The following is a 17,534-nucleotide window of genomic DNA, read 5'->3' on the forward strand; positions in this document are numbered from 1 at the left end:
GCGGCCCGCGCCTCGCCGGCAGCTGTCGACAGGCGGCAAATTCCCCGGCAGTGGGGACGAAACAATCCGTTACACCGGTAACGGCTTTTGCATAGGCGTGCCGGATGCGCGTGCGTACCATGATTCCATCTACCAATAACATCACCGCGCGACAGGAAACTGGGATTCCGCATGCTCCCCCGCAATCTCCTGCGCGACCCGGTGGCTGGCATCCTGTTGGCCGTCTTCCTGATCGGCCTCAGCCCTGCCGGCCACGCTCAGGTCGCGTTCTGGCAACATAACCGGCCCGAAGGCCGGAACATGACCAATGCGCGCGGGCAACCGAGCCAGGGTGGCTGGGAAATGGCAAGCGTGCGTGCCGAACGGCAGGACCATGTACGCGCCCAGATCGAACGCATGGAAGCGCGCGCCCGCGCGGACGACCGCCTGAACGGCCGCCCGCCGCCCCCCCAGGAACGCGAAGACGAACGCGGCCGCCACCCCGATCGCAATGCGCAGGCCGATGGCGGGCGTGGCGATCAGCGCGGCTCCGGCATGGGCCCGGGTTGGCAGGCCCGTGGCCGGGACGGCAGCCGCTAGGCTGCCAGCACGATATCCACTTCTCGCATCCCCCTCGCATCCCCCTCGCGGCGCTGTCCCGGCTTGGCTTTGGTCGCGCCTCTCGCACGGTTCCCGGGCAGTATCCAAACAGTTCGCAAGCGACGGCGGCAGCGCGCCTGTGCCGCATTGTCCGCGCCGCGTAGCGGCGTACAATGAGCGCCGGCGCCAGCCTGCCTGGCCCTCACCCCGACCCTGTGCCGGCACGCCTTGCCGGCCCTCCACTTCGTAGCTGCCCATGCCTGCCGCCACCCAAGCCCCATCATCTGCCGCCGCGACCGTCACGACATCCCCCGGAAAATCGAAGCTGATCACGGTGGCACTGGCCTTCCTGTTCGGCAGCCTGGGGCTTCACCGCTTCTACCTGGGCGGGTTGCGCGACAAGTTCGGCTGGGCCCATCTGCTGGCGACGCTGGCCGGCGCGATCGGCGTGGCGTCGATGCAGACCGGGGCCGGCTCGCCGGCGCTGAACTGGACCTTCGCGGTGGCCGGCGGCACGTCGGTGATCGCAGCCTTCCTCACGGCCATCGTGTACGGGCTGCGTCCGGACGACAAATGGGACGCCCGCTTCAACCCGCACGGCAAGCCGACGCGCTCCGGCTGGCCAGTCGTGATCCTGGTCATCCTGTCACTGCTGATCGGCACCGGGCTGCTGATGGCCGGCCTCGCCATCAGCTTCCAGACCTTCTTCGAATCCCAGGTCGAGGCGGCCCGCGCCCTCTCGCAATAAGCGCACGGCGCAGCCATTCCGGCGCCAATGCACTTCGACCTGCTCGACATCGCCGTCTTCGTGCGCGCCGCCACGCTGGGCAACCTGTCGGCCGCGGCGCGCGATCTCGGGCTATCCACCTCGTCGGCCAGCAGCAGGCTCGCGCAACTCGAGCAGCAACTGGGGACGCGGCTTCTGCACCGGACCACGCGGCGCATCTCGCTGACCGGCGACGGCCAGCGTTTCCTCGAGCATGCCGGGCAACTGCTCGACACCGCCGACCTCGCGGCGCAAGCGGTGGGCCGAGGCGCCGAAGCCCCGCACGGGCAATTGCGCGTCGCGGTGCCCGCTTCGTTCGGCCGACAGCATGTCTCCCCGGCCATTCCTGCCTTCCTCTCGGCTTATCCGGGACTGTCGCTGGATCTGCGCCTGACCGACCAGGTGATCGACCTGGTCGAGGCCGGCGTCGACGTGGCGCTGCGCATGGGGGCCCTGCCCGATTCGTCGCTGGTGGCGCGGCCGCTGGCGCCGAGCCACCGCGCCATCTGCGCCTCGCCTGCCTACCTTGCCACGCATGGCACGCCGCGACATCCGGAAGACCTGCGCCAGCACAATTGCCTGGTGCTCAGCGACCAGGCCTCATGGCAGTTCGACACGGCGCTCGGCAAGACCGTGGTGGCAGTGAGCGGAAACCTGCGCACGGACAACGGCGAGGTCATCCGCGATGCCATCCTGGCCGGCATGGGGCTGGCGCTCAAGTCGACCTGGGATGTCGGCCCCCACCTGCGCAGCGGCGCGCTGGTCAGCGTGCTGACCGATTATCCCGTGCTGCCGGCAGTTTCGATCTGGGCGGTCTACCCCAGCCGCCGGCAGGTGCCGGCCAAGACCCGCGCGTTCATCGATTTCTTCGCCGCATGTTTCGGCTCTCCGCCCTACTGGGACAGCGAGCCCGCGCAATAGCGCCCCCCGGCGCGAACTGGCCAGGCTGCCCCGCCGCCTGCCGCGATGCCTCAGCCCTGCCATCCCAGACATTGCCTCCTGCCGGCACGCCTGCGTTCACGCCTCGATTCCGTCCGGCTGTCGGACCGCTATGCGCAGGTGCGACCGGGCCTTGGTATTTTGGCGCGACCACTGTATAAATATACAGTATCAACCCAGATTACCTTGGATGCAGGACAGCCCCCGTGCCGAACCGACCCCACCCCATCAGCCCGCTAAAAGGCAGGGCTGCGCGCTCGAATGATGTCAGCCGGTTCGATGCATGGACCCGCGAGCGCGTCGACGATGAATGGCAAGCCGCCGATGAGCCAACGACACCACCGATCCAGACCATTGTCTTCACGGAGAAGGCCAGACGCATCGTCTCGCACAACCAGTCGCCGGACCTGCCCTTCCACGCGTCCATCAACCCCTATCGTGGCTGCGAGCATGGATGCATCTACTGCTACGCGCGGCCCAGCCATGCCTATCTGGGACTTTCGCCTGGCCTCGACTTCGAGACCCGCCTGTACGCGAAGGAAAACGCCGCGGCCCTGCTCGAGGCCGAACTCGGCAGCCGCCGCTACACGCCGTCGGTAATCGCGCTGGGAGTCAATACGGACCCATACCAGCCCATCGAGCGGGGCCTGCGAATCACACGGGGGATCCTGGAGGTGCTGGAGCGCTTCAATCATCCCGTGGCCATCATCACCAAGTCGGGCGTGGTCACCCGCGACATCGATATCCTGCAGCGCATGGCGGCCAGGAACCTGGTGCGCGTCCATGTGTCGGTCACCTCGCTCGACAATGAGATCGCACGCACGCTCGAACCCCGTGCCAGCGCACCGGCGCGCCGCCTGGCCGCGATCGCGGCTCTGCGCGAAGCCGGCATTCCGGTCGGCGTGATTGTGGCGCCCGTGATTCCCGGCCTGACCGACTCCGGGATGGAGGCCATCCTCGAAGCCTGCGCCAAGGCCGGGGCGCGCAGCGCGGCGTACACCCTGCTGCGCCTGCCGCGCGAGGTGGCGGCATTGTTCTCCGAATGGCTGGCCACCTATCATCCGCTGCGCGCGAAGCACGTCGAAAGCCTGGTGGCGCAAATGCGCGGCGGCCAGGCCTACGACTCGCGGTTCGGCGTGCGCATGACGGGCACCGGTATCTTTGCCGAACTCCTGAGCAAGCGTTTCAAGCTGGCATGCCGGCGCTTCGGCCTGAATACCGAGCGCCATGCGCTGACCACCGAACTGTTTTCCCGGGACGGCGCCGCAGCGCAAATGAAACTGTTCTGAACCGCGCCGCGGCTTCAGGCAAGCGGCGCCTTTTCGTCGACCGCGATCGCCAGCGTTTCCTTGATCTCTTCCATCACCACATAGCTCTTGGACTGCGCGGCGCCCGGCAACTGCAGCAGGATATCGCCGAGCAGGCGGCGGTACTCGCCGATCTCGCGGATGCGCGCCTTGATCAGGTAATCGAAGTCGCCCGACACCAGGTGGCATTCGAGCACCTCGGGAATGCGTGATACCTCGCGGCGGAACTGCTCGAACATATTGCCCGACTTGTTGCCGAGCGAGATCTCCACGAAGACCAGCAGGCCGCTGCCCAGCAGCGCGGGATTGAGCCGCGCGTAGTAGCCCATGATGACCCCGTCGCGCTCCATGCGCTTGACCCGCTCGATGCAGGGCGTGATGGTCAGCCCCACGGCTTCCGCAAGCTCCTTCATCGACATGCGGCCATCGGCCTGGAGCAGCGCCAGGATCTTGCGGTCGAGCCGGTCCAGGCTGCGCAGGGGCTGACGACTTGTTCTCATGAGTAAATCCTGTTTCTCTGAAAATTACGATAACTATGACTGCACATATTTCAATAGTATAGAGATAAATACTTTATCTGACTTACTTTCTGGTTGAGAGCCCCCGACTATGCGCGTCCTTGTCCTTGGCAGTGGTGTGATTGGCGTGACGAGCGCCTGGTATCTGGCCCGCGCCGGCCATGAAGTCACCGTGATCGACCGCGAGGCCGCGCCCGCGCTGGGCACCAGTTTTGCCAACGCCGGCCAGATCTCCCCGGGCTATGCCTCGCCTTGGGCCGCGCCGGGCGTGCCGCTCAAGGCCATCAAGTGGATGTTCCAGCAGCATGCTCCGCTCTCCATCCGTCCGGACGGCACCCTGTTCCAGTTGCAATGGATGTGGCAGATGCTGATGAACTGCTCGGCCGAGCGCTACGCCATCAACAAGGAACGCATGGTGCGTCTGGCCGAATACAGCCGCGACTGCATCCGCGCCCTGCGCGCCGATACCGGCATTGCCTACGAAGGACGCCAGCAAGGCACGCTGCAGGTCTTCCGCACCGACGAGCAGCTTGAGGGCGCGGCCAAGGACATCGCCGTGCTCGAACAGGCCGGCGTGCCCTACCAGTTGCTATCGCGCGAGGACCTCGCCGCCAGCGAACCGGCCCTTGCCGCCGTCAGCCAAAAGCTGAGCGGCGGCCTGCGGCTCCCCAATGACGAAACCGGCGACTGCCAGCTCTTCACCACGCAACTCGCGGCCATGGCCGAGAGCCTGGGCGTGCAGTTCCACTACAACCGCTCCATCGACGGCCTGCTCACCAAGGGCGACGCGGTCACCGGCGCCATGGTGGGTGGCCAGCCCGTGATGGCGGACCTGGTGGTGGTAGCGCTGGGCAGCTGGTCGACGCCCTTCGTGAAGAACTTCCTGCCGGGCCTCTCGAACCTGCCGGTCTACCCGCTCAAGGGCTTCTCGATCACCGTGCCGATGACCGATGCAACCCGCAGCCCGGTGTCGACGGTGCTCGACGAAACCTACAAGGTTGCCATTACGCGCTTCGACGACCGTATCCGCGTGGGCGGCATGGCCCAGATCGTCGGCTATGACCGTTCGCTGGACCCGTCCAAGCGCCGCACGCTGGAGCATGTGGTGACCGACCTGTTCCCCGGCGCCGGCGATGTCAGCCGCGCCACGTTCTGGACCGGCCTGCGCCCGATGACGCCGGATGGCACCCCCATCGTCGGCCCGACTCCGCTCAAGGGCCTGTGGCTCAATACCGGGCACGGCACGCTGGGCTGGACCATGGCCTGCGGCTCGGGCAAGCTGCTGTCGGACCTGGTGTCCGGTACCTCGCCCGCCATTCGCGCCGACGACCTGTCGGTGGCACGCTATGTGAAGCAGCCGGGCACGCGCGCCGTGCACCGCCCCGCCGTGGCCTGAGCGATCCGGGCTCGCGCGTAAAAAAAGGCGGCCCCGCGGGGCCGCCTTTTGCTTGCGCACGAACAGGTCAGAACTGCGCTTCGCTCAAGGCATTGACCGGCGCGGCGCCCGCCACGACGGCATCGCGCAAACCCGATGCCTGCGACAGGATGTGCTCGGCGAAGAAATGCGCCGTGGCGATCTTGGCGTCATGGAACGATGCATCCTCGCCGCGCTTTGCCTGTGCCACCAGCATGGCGCGGCCGAGCTGCCAGCCCGAGAACACGATGCCGCACAGCTTGAGGTAAGGCACGCTGCCGGCAAACACGGCGTTGGGATCCGCCTTGGCATTGGACGCCACGAACGCCACCACGGCTTCCAGCGCCGTGCGGCCCTTGGCCAGCTGCGCCTGCACCGCTGCGAACGCCGCGCCATCCTGCTTGCCCAGTGCGGCTTCCGTTTCCGCGATCTGCGCGCAGATGGCACGCGCCACGGCACCGCCGTCGCGCAGGGTCTTGCGGCCGACCAGGTCGTTGGCCTGGATGGCGGTGGTGCCTTCGTAGATCGGCAGGATGCGCGCGTCGCGGTAGTGCTGCGCAGCGCCGGTTTCCTCGATGAAGCCCATGCCTCCGTGGACCTGCACGCCAAGGCTGGTGACATCGATCGACAGCTCCGTGCTCCAGCCCTTGACGATAGGCACCAGGAACTCGTAGAAGGCCTGGCTCTGCTTGCGCACGGCCTCGTCCGGATGCTGGTGCGCCGTGTCGCAAGCGGCCGCGGCAACGTAGGCCACCGAGCGTGCCCCTTCGATCAGCGAGCGCATCGTCATCAGCATGCGCTTGACGTCGGGGTGGTGGATGATGGTGACCGCCTCGCGCGCCGAACCGTCGACCGGGCGGCTCTGCACGCGCTCGCGGGCAAAGGCCACGGCCTGCTGGTAGGCACGCTCGGACACGGCGATACCCTGCATGCCGACCGAGAAGCGCGCCGAGTTCATCATGATGAACATGTACTCGAGGCCGCGGTTCTCTTCGCCCACCAGCGTGCCGATGGCGCCGCCGTGGTCGCCGAACTGCAGCACCGCGGTGGGGCTGGCCTTGATGCCGAGCTTGTGCTCGATCGACACGCAATGCACGTCGTTGCGCGCGCCGTTCGAGCCGTCTTCGTTCACCAGGAACTTGGGCACGATGAACAGCGAGATGCCCTTCACGCCCTCGGGCGCGCTCGGCGTGCGCGCCAGCACGAGATGGACGATGTTCTGTGCCATGTCATGCTCGCCGTAGGTGATGAAGATCTTGGTGCCGAAGACCTTGAACGTGCCGTCGCCCTGCGGCTCGGCGCGCGTGCGCACGGCTGCCAGGTCCGAACCGGCCTGCGGCTCGGTCAGGTTCATGGTGCCGGTCCACTCGCCCGAAATCAGCTTGGGCAGGAAGGTGGCCTTCTGCGCGTCCGTGCCGGCGGTCAGCAAGGCCTCGATGGCGCCGTCGGTCAGCAGCGGGCACAGGGCAAACGAGAGATTGGCCGTATTGAGCATCTCGTTGCACGCGGTGGCGATGACCTTGGGCAGGCCCTGGCCGCCGAATTCCTGCGGATGCAGCACGCCCTGCCAGCCGCCCTCGCCAAACTGGCGGAAGGCCTCCTTGAAGCCGGGCGTGGTCGTGACCACGCCGTCCTTCCAGCTGCTGGGGTCGGTGTCGCCGATGCGGTTGAGCGGCGCCAAGACTTGTTCGTTGAACTTGGCCGCCTCGTCGAGCACCGCCTGCGCCGTCTCCGGCGTGGCGTCCTCGAAGCCGGGCAGCTTGCTGACTGCGTCGAGGCCAGCCAGTTCGTTCATCACGAACAGCATGTCCTTGAGCGGGGCACGGTAGGTCATCGATGTCTCCGATATGTATAAAAAAGCCGTTCTCGGGCGGGCCCGGAACGGCTTGTACTCCCTGGCCCGGTCCGGCGCGCCTGGCGGCGGCCGAACCCTGCGATCAGCCCAGCGCCGCCACCAGTTCCGGCACCACGACGTTCAGGTCGCCCACCAGGCCGTAGTCGGCCACCGAGAAGATCGGCGCTTCGGCATCCTTGTTGATCGCCACGATCACCTTGGAGTCCTTCATGCCGGCCAGATGCTGGATCGCGCCGGAGATACCGACGGCGATATACAGTTGCGGCGCGACGATCTTGCCGGTCTGGCCGACCTGATAATCGTTGGGCACGAAGCCGGCGTCCACCGCGGCGCGCGAGGCGCCCATGGCGGCGTTCAGCTTGTCGGCCAGCGGCGTCAGCACCTTGGTGTAGTTCTCGCCCGAGCCCACGCCACGGCCACCGGACACGATGATCTTGGCTGCGGTCAGTTCGGGGCGGTCGCTCTTGGTGACTTCGCGCGAGACGAATTGCGAGATACCCGCGTCAGCCACGGCCGGCAGGCTTTCCACGGCGGCCGAGCCACCGTCGGCAGCAGCGGCGTCGAAGCCGGTGCCGCGCACGGTGATGACCTTCACCTTGTCCGACGATTGCACGGTCGAGATCGCGTTGCCGGCGTAGATCGGGCGCTCGAAGGTATCCGGGCTGTCGACCTTGGTGATGTCCGACAGCTGGGCCACGTCCAGCCTGGCGGCCACGCGCGGCAGGATGTTCTTGCCGTAGGGGGTCGCGGGGGCCAGGATGTGGCTGTAGTCGTTGGCGATGGCCAGCACCTGCTCGGCCACGTTCTCGGCCAGGCCGTCGCCGAAGTAGGCGGCGTCGGCCAGCAGCACCTTGGACACGCCGGCGATCTTGGCGGCCGCGTCGGCGGCAGCCTTCGCGTTGGCGCCGGCCACCAGCACGTGGACGTCGCCGCCGCACTGGGCGGCAGCCGTCACCGTGTTCAGCGTGGCGGACTTGATGGTTTGGTTGTCGTGTTCAGCAATGACGAGTGCAGTCATGTTTTATCTCCTGGCGCTCAGATGACCTTGGCTTCGTTCTTCAGCTTCTGCACCAGCGTCGCAACGTCCGGCACCATCACACCCGCGGTACGCTTGGGCGGCTCGACGACCTTGACGGTCTTCAGGCGCGGCGCGACGTCGACGCCGAGGTCCTCGGGCTTGACGGTCTCGAGCGGCTTCTTCTTGGCCTTCATGATGTTGGGCAGCGTCACGTAGCGCGGCTCGTTCAGGCGCAGGTCGGTGGTCACCACCGCCGGCAGCTTGATCGACAGCGTTTCCAGGCCGCCGTCCACTTCACGCGTCACCGAGGCACGGCCGTCGGCAACGGTCACCTTGGAGGCGAAGGTCGCTTGCGGCAGGCCAGCCAGCGCGGCCAGCATCTGGCCGGTCTGGTTGGAGTCGTCGTCGATGGCCTGCTTGCCCAGGATCACCAGTTGCGGCTGCTCCTTGTCGACCAGCGCCTTGAGCAGCTTGGCCACGGCCAGCGGCTGCAGGTCTTCGCTCGACTCGACCAGGATGCCGCGGTCGGCGCCGATCGCCATCGCGGTGCGCAGGGTTTCCTGGCATTGCGCCACGCCGCACGACACGGCGATCACCTCGGTCGCCACGCCGGCTTCCCTCAGGCGCACCGCTTCTTCCACGGCGATTTCGTCAAACGGGTTCATGCTCATCTTGACGTTGGCCAGATCCACGCCCGTGCCGTCCGACTTCACCCGGACCTTGACGTTGTAATCCACCACGCGCTTGACTGCGACGAGTACTTTCATGCGCTCACTCCACTGATAGTCGATAGTCAGAAATTTGGTTCGCCCGCCATTATAACCACCGGGTTGGCGGCTCTCTTGTTTTTCGAACGGTCGTACTATTTTATCGGTAAAGAATTGCCGGGCATAGCCCGGCAACGTGAAAACCTTGCGCCATTGTGCTGCAGAATGCCCTGGAGCACGCAGGTCTGGCGGTTTTTTTCAGCTTACCAGGCGGTAATCACCGAGTCCTTGAACGTACTCTGCACATACTGCTTGATCTCGGGCGAGTGGTAAGCCTTCACCAGCTTGGCCACCCAGGGCTTGTTCTTGTCGGCTTCGCGGATGGCGATCAGGTTGGCGTAGGGGCCCTTCGGACCCTCGATGGCGATGGCGTCCTTGATCGGCGACAGGCCAGCGGACTCGGCATAGTTGCCGTTGATCGCGGCGGCGTCGAGGTCATCCAGCGAGCGCGGCAGCTGCGCTGCGTCCAGCTCCACGATCTTGATCTTCTTCGGGTTGGCCACGATGTCCAGCGGCGTGGCCTTCAGGCCTGCATCCGGGCGCAGCTTGATGACGCCCTTGCTCTGCAGCAGCAGCAGCCCGCGGCCGCCGTTGGTGGGGTCGTTGGGCACACCCACGCGCGCGCCTTCCTTGAGCTGGTCGAGCGACTTGAGCTTCTTGGAATACACGCCCATCGGGAACGTCACGGTGAAGGCGATGTGGGTGAATTTGTAGCCACGGTCCTTGATCTGCGCTTCCAGGTACGGCAGGTGCTGGTAGCTGTTGGCGTCGAGGTCGCCGGCGGCCAGCGCGGCATTGGGCTGGATGTAGTCGCTGAACTCGACGACCTGGATGTTCAGGCCGTCCTTGGCGGCGACCTTCTTGACCTGCTCCATGATCTGGGCGTGCGGGCCGCCGGTGACGCCGATCTTGATCGGCTTTTCCTGGGCGATGGCACCAGTGGCCAGGGTGGCGCCAATGGCGGCGCCGGCGATCCATTGCAGCACGTTACGACGTTGCATGTCTGACTTCCTTGTTTCTCGATTTCTGGATGGCTCGATTTCTCGATTGCCCTGATTTCTTTTGTTGCGCGCTGCCGCGCGCCTCGCTCACTTGTGGCTGATGCGCCGCACCAGCCAGTCACCGAAACTCTGCACCGCCTGCACGAAGACGATGAGGATCAGCACTACCGCCACCATCACTTCCGTGATGTAGCGCTGGTAGCCGTAGCGAATGCCCAGGTCGCCCAGCCCGCCGCCGCCGATGGCGCCGGCCATGGCCGAATAGCCGACCAGGCTCACGAAGGTGATGGTCAGGCCGGCCACGATGCCGGGCATGGCCTCGGGCAGCAGCACCTTCATCACGATCTGGCCGGTGGTCGCGCCCATCGACTGGGCGGCCTCCACCAAACCCTTGTCGACCTCGCGCAGCGCGCTTTCCACCAGTCGCGCGATGAACGGAATGGCGGCGATGGTCAGCGGCACGACGGCCGCGGTGGTGCCGATCGACGAGCCGACGATAAAGCGCGTGAACGGGATCACCACCACCAGCAGGATGATGAAGGGAATCGAGCGCACCGCGTTGACCACCACGCCGATGGTGCGGTTGAACAGCGGGTGCGACAGCACGCCGCCGCGGTTGGTCAGGTGCAGCAGCACGCCCAGCGGCACGCCGAACAGCGAGCCGACCACGCCCGAGATGCCCACCATCAGCAAGGTCTCGTTGAACGAGGTCACGAACAGATCAAACATTTCAGACCACATGCTCGATCTCCTCCACGACCACGCCTTGTTCTTGCAGGAATGCCATCGCGGCCTTGACGTCGGCGGGTTCGCCGGTGGCCATGATGGCCAGCGAACCGAAGGCCTGGCCCTGGATCTCGTCGATATGCCCGTGCAGGATATTGAAGTCCAGCCCATGGCGGCGGATGGCCTGGGCCAGCACCGGCTGGTCCACGCCTTCGCCGGTGAAGGCCAGCCGGTAGACATGGTCGCGGCCGTTGCCAAGCCGGCTTTCCACGCGCTTGAGCACGCTTGCCGGCAGTTCCTGGGCAATCACATCGCCGATCATGGCGCGCGTGACCTCGTGTCGCGGGCGCAGGAAGACGTCGATCACGCGGCCGGTCTCGACCACCTGGCCGGCTTCCAGCACGGCGACACGGTCGCAGACCTGCTTGATCACTTCCATCTGGTGCGTGATCATGACGATGGTCAGGCCCAGTTCGCGGTTGATCTGCTTGAGCAACTCCAGGATGGCGCGCGTGGTTTCCGGATCGAGCGCCGAGGTGGCCTCGTCCGACAGCAGCACCTTGGGCTTGCTGGCCAGCGCACGGGCGATGCCCACGCGCTGCTTCTGCCCGCCGCTGATCTGGGCGGGATAGCGGTCCTTCAGCGCCGTCAGGCCGACCAGTTCCAGCAGCGGCAGCACCGTCGCGGAAATCTCGTTCCTGGACTTGCCGGCCAGCTCCAGCGGCAGCGCCACGTTGTCGTACACGGTGCGCGACGACAGCAGGTTGAAATGCTGGAAGATCATGCCGATGTCGCGGCGGGCCTGGCGCAGCGCGCCGCTGTCGAGCGCCGTCAGGTCCTGGCCGCCGACGATCACGCGGCCGGCGCTGGGGCGGTTGAGCAGGTTGATGGCGCGCACCAGCGTGCTCTTGCCGGCGCCGCTGCGGCCGATGATGCCGAACACCTCGCCCGGCGCGATGGACAGGCTGACATCCCGCAATGCATGCACCTCGCCCGACCCGCCGGGGAAGCGCTGCGATAGACCTTGCAGTTCGATCATGTGAAAAGAAAACGGCAACAGGCGAGAATGTCTCAAGCGCTGTTGCCGCATTTTATTTTTAGGCGAAGCTCGCATTTTAAGCGATCCGCTTCATACCAGAAACGACTTTTTGCCGATGTCTTTATATGTTCAAGGCATATAAGACAATAAAAAGCAGTTTATTCGCCACGCCAAGAAGGCGCACGCTTGTCCAGGAAGGCCTGGACACCCTCCAGCGCGGCGGGATCCATCATGTTGCAGGCCATGGTCTGGCCGGCCAGCTGGTAAGCGGCCTCGATGCCCATCTCGAGCTGGCGGTAGAACAGGCCCTTGCCGGCAGCCACCGCGGCGGCCGGCTTGGCGCAGATACTGGCGGCCAGGCGCGCGACCTCGGCATCGAGGCCGTCGGCGGGCACCACGCGATTGACCAGCCCGCGCGTGCGCGCCTCCGTCGCGTCGATCATGTCGCCGGTCAGCAGCATCTCCAGCGCCTGCTTGCGCGACAGGTTGCGCGACAGCGCCACCCCGGGGGTGGCGCAGAACAGGCCGAGATTGACGCCGGATACCGCGAAGCGCGCGTCATCCGCCGCCACGGCCAGGTCGCACATGGCCACCAGCTGGCAGCCGGCGGCGGTGGCGACGCCCTGCACCCGCGCGATCACCGGCTGCGGCATCTTGTGGATCGCCATCATCATGCGCGTGCAGCGGTCGAACAGGCGGCGGTAGTAGTCGTGCGACGGGCTGGCGCGCATCTCGCGCAGGTCGTGGCCGGCGCAGAAGGCTCGCCCTGCCCCGCCCAGCACCACCACGCGCACCGAAGCATCGGCCGCGACGCGCGCGAAGGCGGCGGTCAGCGCGTCCAGCAGGCCCTCGGACAAGGCGTTGAAGGCTTCGGGACGGTTCATCGTCAGCCGCAGCACGCCGGGCGCATCGAGGCTTTCGCTCAGCAGCGACGCCGCATGGCGGTTATCGGTATCTGCCATGGCAGGCCTTCTCCTGTTGTCTATTGCTCGAGCAGCACCTTGAGGTGCGCGAGCACGCTGCGGCCGAGCGCGCTGAGGTTGTAGCCACCTTCCAGGCAGCTGACGATGCGTCCCTTGGCATGCGTGCGGGCGACTTCCATCAGTTGCGCGGTAATCCAGGCGTAGTCCTGCTCGACCAGCCCCATCTGCCCGAGGTCGTCCTCGCGATGGGCATCGAAGCCCGCCGAGATGAACAGCATCTGCGGCTTGAACTCGTTCAGGCGCGGCAGCCAGATCGTCTCCACCACTTCGCGCACCGCCATGCCGCTGGTATAGGCCGGCAGCGGGATGTTCGACATATTGGTGGCGATATGCTCGGTGCCGCTGTAGGGATAGAAGGGGTGCTGGAAGAAGCTGCACATCAGCACGCGCGCATCGCCGCGGAACGCGGCCTCGGTGCCGTTGCCGTGATGCACGTCGAAATCGACGATCGCCACGCGCTCCAGGCCGTGCGCCGCGAGCGCGTGGCGCGCGGCGATCGCTACGTTGTTGAAGAAGCAAAAGCCCATCGCATGGTCCGGCTCGGCATGATGGCCGGGCGGGCGCACACAGCAAAAGGCATTTTCGATCTCGCCCGCGATGACCGCGTCGGTGGCTGCCACCGCGGCGCCGGCCGCGTGCGTGGCGGCGGCCAGCGTGTGGCTGTTCATCAGCGTGTCGGGGTCGATCGGGTGATAGCCGCTGGCGGGACTGGCGGCGGCCAGGCTGGCCACGTACTCCGGCCGGTGCACGCGCCCGATCTGCTCTGCGGTCGCGGCGGGGGCATCGCGCCGGTCGAGCAAACCATCCATGCCGTGCGAGATCAGCTGGTCTTCTATGGCCTGCAGGCGCTCCGGGCATTCCGGATGGAAATGCCCCATCTCATGCAGCAGGAATTCTGGATGCGTGTAATAGCCTGTCGGCATGGCTTATAGCTTTATCGTGGTCTCCAATCGCTACGTTAGCACATGCCGCGCCGGGCACCCAGCGAGGTGCCGCGCGGGCACCATCCGCTATACTCGCAGCGACTTGCAAAGGACACCATGACCGAAACCCAGCGCTCCCTGCGCCGCCCCTTGCTGGGAGCTGCGCTTTCCGCTGCCGCATTGAGCTTGTGCGGCGTTTCTCCCGCACTGCTTGCCGCCGGCAAGCGCCGTGTGAGCGTGCGCGAGGAAGAGATCGAGCCGGGCCGCTATCGCGACAACCCGAAGAGCCGCGCCTTCATCGACGAAATGGTGGCGCGCCATGGCTTCGCCCGCCCCATGCTCGAAGGCTGGTTCGGGCAGGCCGTCTATTCGTCCACGGTAGCGCGCCTGATCATGCCGCCCGCCACGCCGGGCCGCAAGAGCTGGCGCGCATACCGCTCGCGCTTTATCGAACCCATCCGCATCAACGCGGGCGTGCGCTTCTGGCAGCAGAACCGCGACACCCTGCGCCGCGCCGAGGCCGAGTTCGGCGTGCCGGCTTCGGTGATCGTCGGCATCATCGGCGTCGAAACCATCTATGGCCGCGACATGGGCACGTTCCGCGTGATCGACTCGCTCTCCACGCTGGCCTTCGACTATCCGGACACCCCGAACCGCGACGCGCGCACCACGCTGTTCCGCAACCAGCTGGCGGACTACCTGCTGTGGTGCCGCGACACCAACACCGATGTGTTCTCGGTGCTGGGCTCCTACGCCGGCGCCGTCGGCATCCCGCAGTTCATGCCGACCAGCCTGCGCGACTACGCCATCGACTACGACGGCGACGGCCACATCGACCTGCGCAACAGCGCCACCGACGCCATCGGCAGCGTGGGCCGCTTCCTGCAACTGCACGGCTGGGAACAGGGCCGCCCGGTGGTCTGGCGCCTTGCCCCCGACGAGGGCAGCCGCGGCATCGCCACCGCGGCCGCAGACGGCGAGCCGTGGCCCACCCGCACGCTGAACCAGTTGCTCAAGGCCGGCCTGCGCGTGGACGAACCGATCGACCTGGCGCGCGAAGGCGAGACCGGCGTGCTGGTGGTGGACCTGCCCACGCCCGGCGAAACCACCGACTACATGCTGGGCCTGCGCAATTTCTACGTGCTCACGCGCTATAACCGCAGCTTCTTCTACGCGCTGGCGGTGTACCAGCTGGGCGAGGCGGTCAAGTCGGCGATGGGCTGACCCCGAGCGCCGGCGGCACCTGCCGCCGCCGACCACAGAAGACAAAAAGCCCCGCCGTGATCCGAGCGGGGCTTTTTGCTGGCGCGTGCGGTGCGTGCGGCGCGGGCCTCAGGCCGGGAACACCCCTGTCGAGAGATAGCGGTCGCCGCGGTCGCACACCACGAAGACGATGGTGGCGTTCTCCACCTCTTCGGCGATGCGCAGTGCCACGCACAGCGCGCCGGCGGCCGAGATCCCGCAGAAGATGCCTTCCTCGCGCGCCATGCGGCGGGCCATGTGCTCGGCATCGCCCTGACTGACCAGTTCGGTGCGGTCGATGTACTTGGGATCGTAGATCTTCGGCATGTACGCCTCCGGCCACTTGCGGATGCCGGGAATGCGCGAGCCCTCGGCCGGCTGCGCGCCGACCACCTGCACCGCCGCGCTCTGCTCCTTCAGGAAGCGCGACACGCCGGTGATGGTGCCGGTGGTGCCCATGGCGGAGACGAAGTGAGTGATGCGTCCTTCGGTTTCGCGCCAGATCTCGGGGCCGGTGGTCTCGTAGTGGGCCAGCGGATTGTCCGGGTTGCCGAACTGGTCGAGGATCACGCCGCGGCCATCGCGCTCCATCGAGTCAGCCAGGTCCCGCGCGTACTCCATGCCGCCCTTGACCGGCGTGAGAATGATCTCGGCGCCATAGGCGGCCATGCTCTGGCGGCGCTCCATGCTCAGGTCTTCGGGCATGATCAGCACCATCTTGTAGCCACGGATGGCGGCCGCCATGGCCAGCGCGATGCCGGTATTGCCCGAGGTGGCCTCGATCAGCGTATCACCCGGCTTGATGCGGCCGCGCGCTTCGGCGCGGGCGATCATCGACACCGCCGGCCGGTCCTTGACCGACCCGGCCGGGTTGTTGCCCTCGAGCTTGCCGAGGATGACATTGCCGCGCGGGGCACCGGCGGCGCCGGGGATGCGCTGCAGTTGCACCAGCGGCGTATTGCCGATGGTGTCTTCGATCGTCTTGTAGGCCATGGTGAGCGGGGATTCCAAATGTCGGCGGACATTGTAATCCAGTCGTAATACCCGCGTTGGCTGCGCGGCGGGCGACCCTCGCCGCCCGGGCCGCCGCGGCACGGTCATCAGGCGTCGGATTCGCTCTTGCTGCCGCCCAGCAGGTGATACAGCAGGATGGCGCCGAAAGTGGCGGTACCGATACCGCCCAGCGCCATGCCGCCCAGCTTCAGGGTCAGGTCGCCGGCCGCCACGGTGAGCGTGGCGCCCACCGTGATCAGGTTGCGCGAGCTGGAGAAGTCCACCTTGTTTTCCACCCAGATGCGCCCTGCCGTGGCGGAAATCAGCCCGAACACGACAATGGTCAGGCCGCCGATCACGGGACCCGGGATGGTCAGGATCAGCGCGCCGAACTTGGGAGAAAAGCCCAGGATGAGCGCCACCACCGCGGCCACCACGAAGATCAGCGTGGAGTAGATCCGGGTCACGGCCATCACGCCCATGTTCTCGGCATAGGTGGTCACGCCGGTACCACCGCCGCCCGCGGAGATCATGGTGGCAATGCCGTCACCGATGAAGGCACGCCCGATGTACGGATCGAGATTGCGCCCGGTCATCACGCTGATGGCCTTGATATGCCCGAGATTCTCGGCCACCAGTACGATCGCCACCGGTGCGATCAGCAGCATGGCGCTGGCCTGGAATACCGGCGAGGTGAAGACCGGCAGGCCGAACCAGCTCGCCGCGGCCACGCCGGAGAAATCGATGGCCTTGCCCAGTCCCATGACATTGGTGCAAACGTAATACAGCGCATAGCCGAACAGCCCGCCGACCAGCACCGGCAGCCGGCGCAGCATGCCAGGCGCGTGCACGGCGACCATGCCAACGGCCAGCACCGTGGCCAGGCCAACCCAGGTGTCGAGCGCGGCGCCGCTCACGGCCTTGACCGCCACCGGCGCCAGGTTCAGGCCGATGGCCGCGACGATGGCGCCGGTCACCACGGGCGGCATCAGCCGCTCGACCCAGCGGTATCCCACCGCCTGCACCACGAGACCGATCACCAGGTAGAGCGCGCCCGCGGCGATGATGCCGCCCAGCGCCACCGGTATGTTCGGGTTGGGGCCGCTGCCGGCGTAGCCGGTGGCGGCAATCACCACCGCGATAAAGGCGAAGCTCGAGCCCAGGTAGCTCGGCACCCGCCCGCGCACGCACAAGAAGAAAATCAGCGTGCCGATACCGGAAAACAGGATCGCGATATTGGGATTGAAACCCATCAGGATCGGCGCGATCGCCGTCGAGCCGAACATCGCCACCACGTGCTGGATGCCGGCCAGGACGGTCTGCCCCGCAGGCAGCCGCTCGTCAGGCGCGATCACGCCATGCGTCTTCAGCCGCCACTTGGGCAGGAATCCCGCGTCCTCATCATTTCCCATTGTCCAGCTCCCTTTTCTGTCCTTGGCCTGGCCGCCCGCGCGCGGGCAGGTC

General features: G+C 66.5%; 17 protein-coding genes. 6 read left to right on the top strand and 11 right to left on the bottom strand.

Annotated elements, in window-relative coordinates:
• The first annotated feature begins 171 nt into the window (after nucleotides 1-171).
• The 4 genes from AC1DKV_RS14160 (at nucleotide 172) to AC1DKV_RS14175 (ending at nucleotide 3,573) form a co-directional block, all read left to right on the top strand.
• Nucleotides 172-579, top strand: coding sequence for a hypothetical protein (locus AC1DKV_RS14160; protein ID WP_441612498.1), 408 nt, complete (start codon nucleotides 172-174; stop codon nucleotides 577-579).
• A gap of 256 nt (nucleotides 580-835) precedes the next feature.
• The gene (locus AC1DKV_RS14165) at nucleotides 836-1,327 is read left to right on the top strand and encodes a TM2 domain-containing protein (protein ID WP_441612499.1); all 492 of its coding nucleotides are present in this window, start codon (nucleotides 836-838) and stop codon (nucleotides 1,325-1,327) included.
• A gap of 27 nt (nucleotides 1,328-1,354) precedes the next feature.
• Nucleotides 1,355-2,266: a LysR family transcriptional regulator gene (locus AC1DKV_RS14170; RefSeq protein WP_441612500.1), complete on the top strand. Its 912-nt coding sequence runs from the start codon at nucleotides 1,355-1,357 to the stop codon at nucleotides 2,264-2,266.
• Between the two features lie 224 nt (nucleotides 2,267-2,490).
• On the top strand, nucleotides 2,491-3,573 hold the full coding sequence (locus tag AC1DKV_RS14175; protein ID WP_441612501.1) for a PA0069 family radical SAM protein: 1,083 nt from the start codon (nucleotides 2,491-2,493) through the stop codon (nucleotides 3,571-3,573).
• A gap of 14 nt (nucleotides 3,574-3,587) precedes the next feature.
• Here AC1DKV_RS14175 and AC1DKV_RS14180 read toward each other — a convergent pair whose 3' ends face one another.
• A complete protein-coding gene (locus tag AC1DKV_RS14180) occupies nucleotides 3,588-4,091 on the bottom strand; it encodes an Lrp/AsnC ligand binding domain-containing protein (RefSeq protein ID WP_441612502.1) in 504 nt (167 codons plus the stop codon).
• 109 nt (nucleotides 4,092-4,200) lie between these two features.
• On the opposite strand from AC1DKV_RS14180, the gene AC1DKV_RS14185 reads away from it, so the two are divergent.
• Entirely contained in the window at nucleotides 4,201-5,505 is a 1,305-nt protein-coding gene (locus tag AC1DKV_RS14185; protein WP_441612503.1) for a D-amino acid dehydrogenase, read from the top strand.
• A gap of 67 nt (nucleotides 5,506-5,572) precedes the next feature.
• Here the strand turns inward: AC1DKV_RS14185 and AC1DKV_RS14190 are convergent, their stop codons facing one another.
• From AC1DKV_RS14190 to AC1DKV_RS14225, 8 genes are all read right to left on the bottom strand, one after another.
• On the bottom strand, nucleotides 5,573-7,357 hold the full coding sequence (locus tag AC1DKV_RS14190; RefSeq protein WP_441612504.1) for an acyl-CoA dehydrogenase: 1,785 nt from the start codon (nucleotides 7,355-7,357) through the stop codon (nucleotides 5,573-5,575).
• A 103-nt stretch (nucleotides 7,358-7,460) separates the two neighbouring features.
• On the bottom strand, nucleotides 7,461-8,396 hold the full coding sequence (locus AC1DKV_RS14195; protein WP_441612505.1) for an electron transfer flavoprotein subunit alpha/FixB family protein: 936 nt from the start codon (nucleotides 8,394-8,396) through the stop codon (nucleotides 7,461-7,463).
• Between the two features lie 17 nt (nucleotides 8,397-8,413).
• Nucleotides 8,414-9,163 (bottom strand): electron transfer flavoprotein subunit beta/FixA family protein, encoded by a 750-nt coding sequence (locus AC1DKV_RS14200; RefSeq protein WP_441612506.1) that lies wholly within the window; start codon nucleotides 9,161-9,163, stop codon nucleotides 8,414-8,416.
• 203 nt (nucleotides 9,164-9,366) lie between these two features.
• A complete protein-coding gene (locus AC1DKV_RS14205) occupies nucleotides 9,367-10,164 on the bottom strand; it encodes a MetQ/NlpA family ABC transporter substrate-binding protein (RefSeq protein WP_441612507.1) in 798 nt (265 codons plus the stop codon).
• An 87-nt stretch (nucleotides 10,165-10,251) separates the two neighbouring features.
• Nucleotides 10,252-10,905, bottom strand: a complete 654-nt coding sequence (locus AC1DKV_RS14210) for a methionine ABC transporter permease (RefSeq protein ID WP_441612508.1) — start codon at nucleotides 10,903-10,905, stop codon at nucleotides 10,252-10,254.
• Nucleotides 10,895-11,929: a methionine ABC transporter ATP-binding protein gene (locus AC1DKV_RS14215; RefSeq protein ID WP_441612509.1), complete on the bottom strand. Its 1,035-nt coding sequence runs from the start codon at nucleotides 11,927-11,929 to the stop codon at nucleotides 10,895-10,897. The genes AC1DKV_RS14210 and AC1DKV_RS14215 overlap by 11 nt, the downstream gene beginning before the upstream one ends.
• 158 nt (nucleotides 11,930-12,087) lie before the next feature.
• Complete coding sequence (locus tag AC1DKV_RS14220; protein ID WP_441612510.1) at nucleotides 12,088-12,891, bottom strand: enoyl-CoA hydratase; 804 nt, start codon at nucleotides 12,889-12,891, stop codon at nucleotides 12,088-12,090.
• A 20-nt stretch (nucleotides 12,892-12,911) separates the two neighbouring features.
• Complete coding sequence (locus tag AC1DKV_RS14225; protein ID WP_441612511.1) at nucleotides 12,912-13,835, bottom strand: histone deacetylase family protein; 924 nt, start codon at nucleotides 13,833-13,835, stop codon at nucleotides 12,912-12,914.
• 117 nt (nucleotides 13,836-13,952) lie between these two features.
• Between AC1DKV_RS14225 and mltB the strand changes: the two genes are divergently transcribed.
• Nucleotides 13,953-15,059 (top strand): lytic murein transglycosylase B, encoded by a 1,107-nt coding sequence (gene mltB, locus AC1DKV_RS14230; protein ID WP_441612512.1) that lies wholly within the window; start codon nucleotides 13,953-13,955, stop codon nucleotides 15,057-15,059.
• A 108-nt stretch (nucleotides 15,060-15,167) separates the two neighbouring features.
• On the opposite strand, the gene cysM is transcribed toward mltB, so the two are convergent.
• Both cysM and AC1DKV_RS14240 read right to left on the bottom strand, forming a co-directional pair.
• The gene (gene cysM / locus AC1DKV_RS14235) at nucleotides 15,168-16,070 is read right to left on the bottom strand and encodes a cysteine synthase CysM (RefSeq protein ID WP_441612513.1); all 903 of its coding nucleotides are present in this window, start codon (nucleotides 16,068-16,070) and stop codon (nucleotides 15,168-15,170) included.
• Between the two features lie 107 nt (nucleotides 16,071-16,177).
• Nucleotides 16,178-17,482 carry a solute carrier family 23 protein gene (locus tag AC1DKV_RS14240; RefSeq protein WP_441612514.1) on the bottom strand — a complete coding sequence of 435 codons (1,305 nt, stop codon included), beginning with the start codon at nucleotides 17,480-17,482 and terminating at the stop codon, nucleotides 16,178-16,180.
• Nucleotides 17,483-17,534: the final 52 nt, after the last annotated feature.

This window comes from Cupriavidus sp. 05T41, from assembly GCF_056396525.1.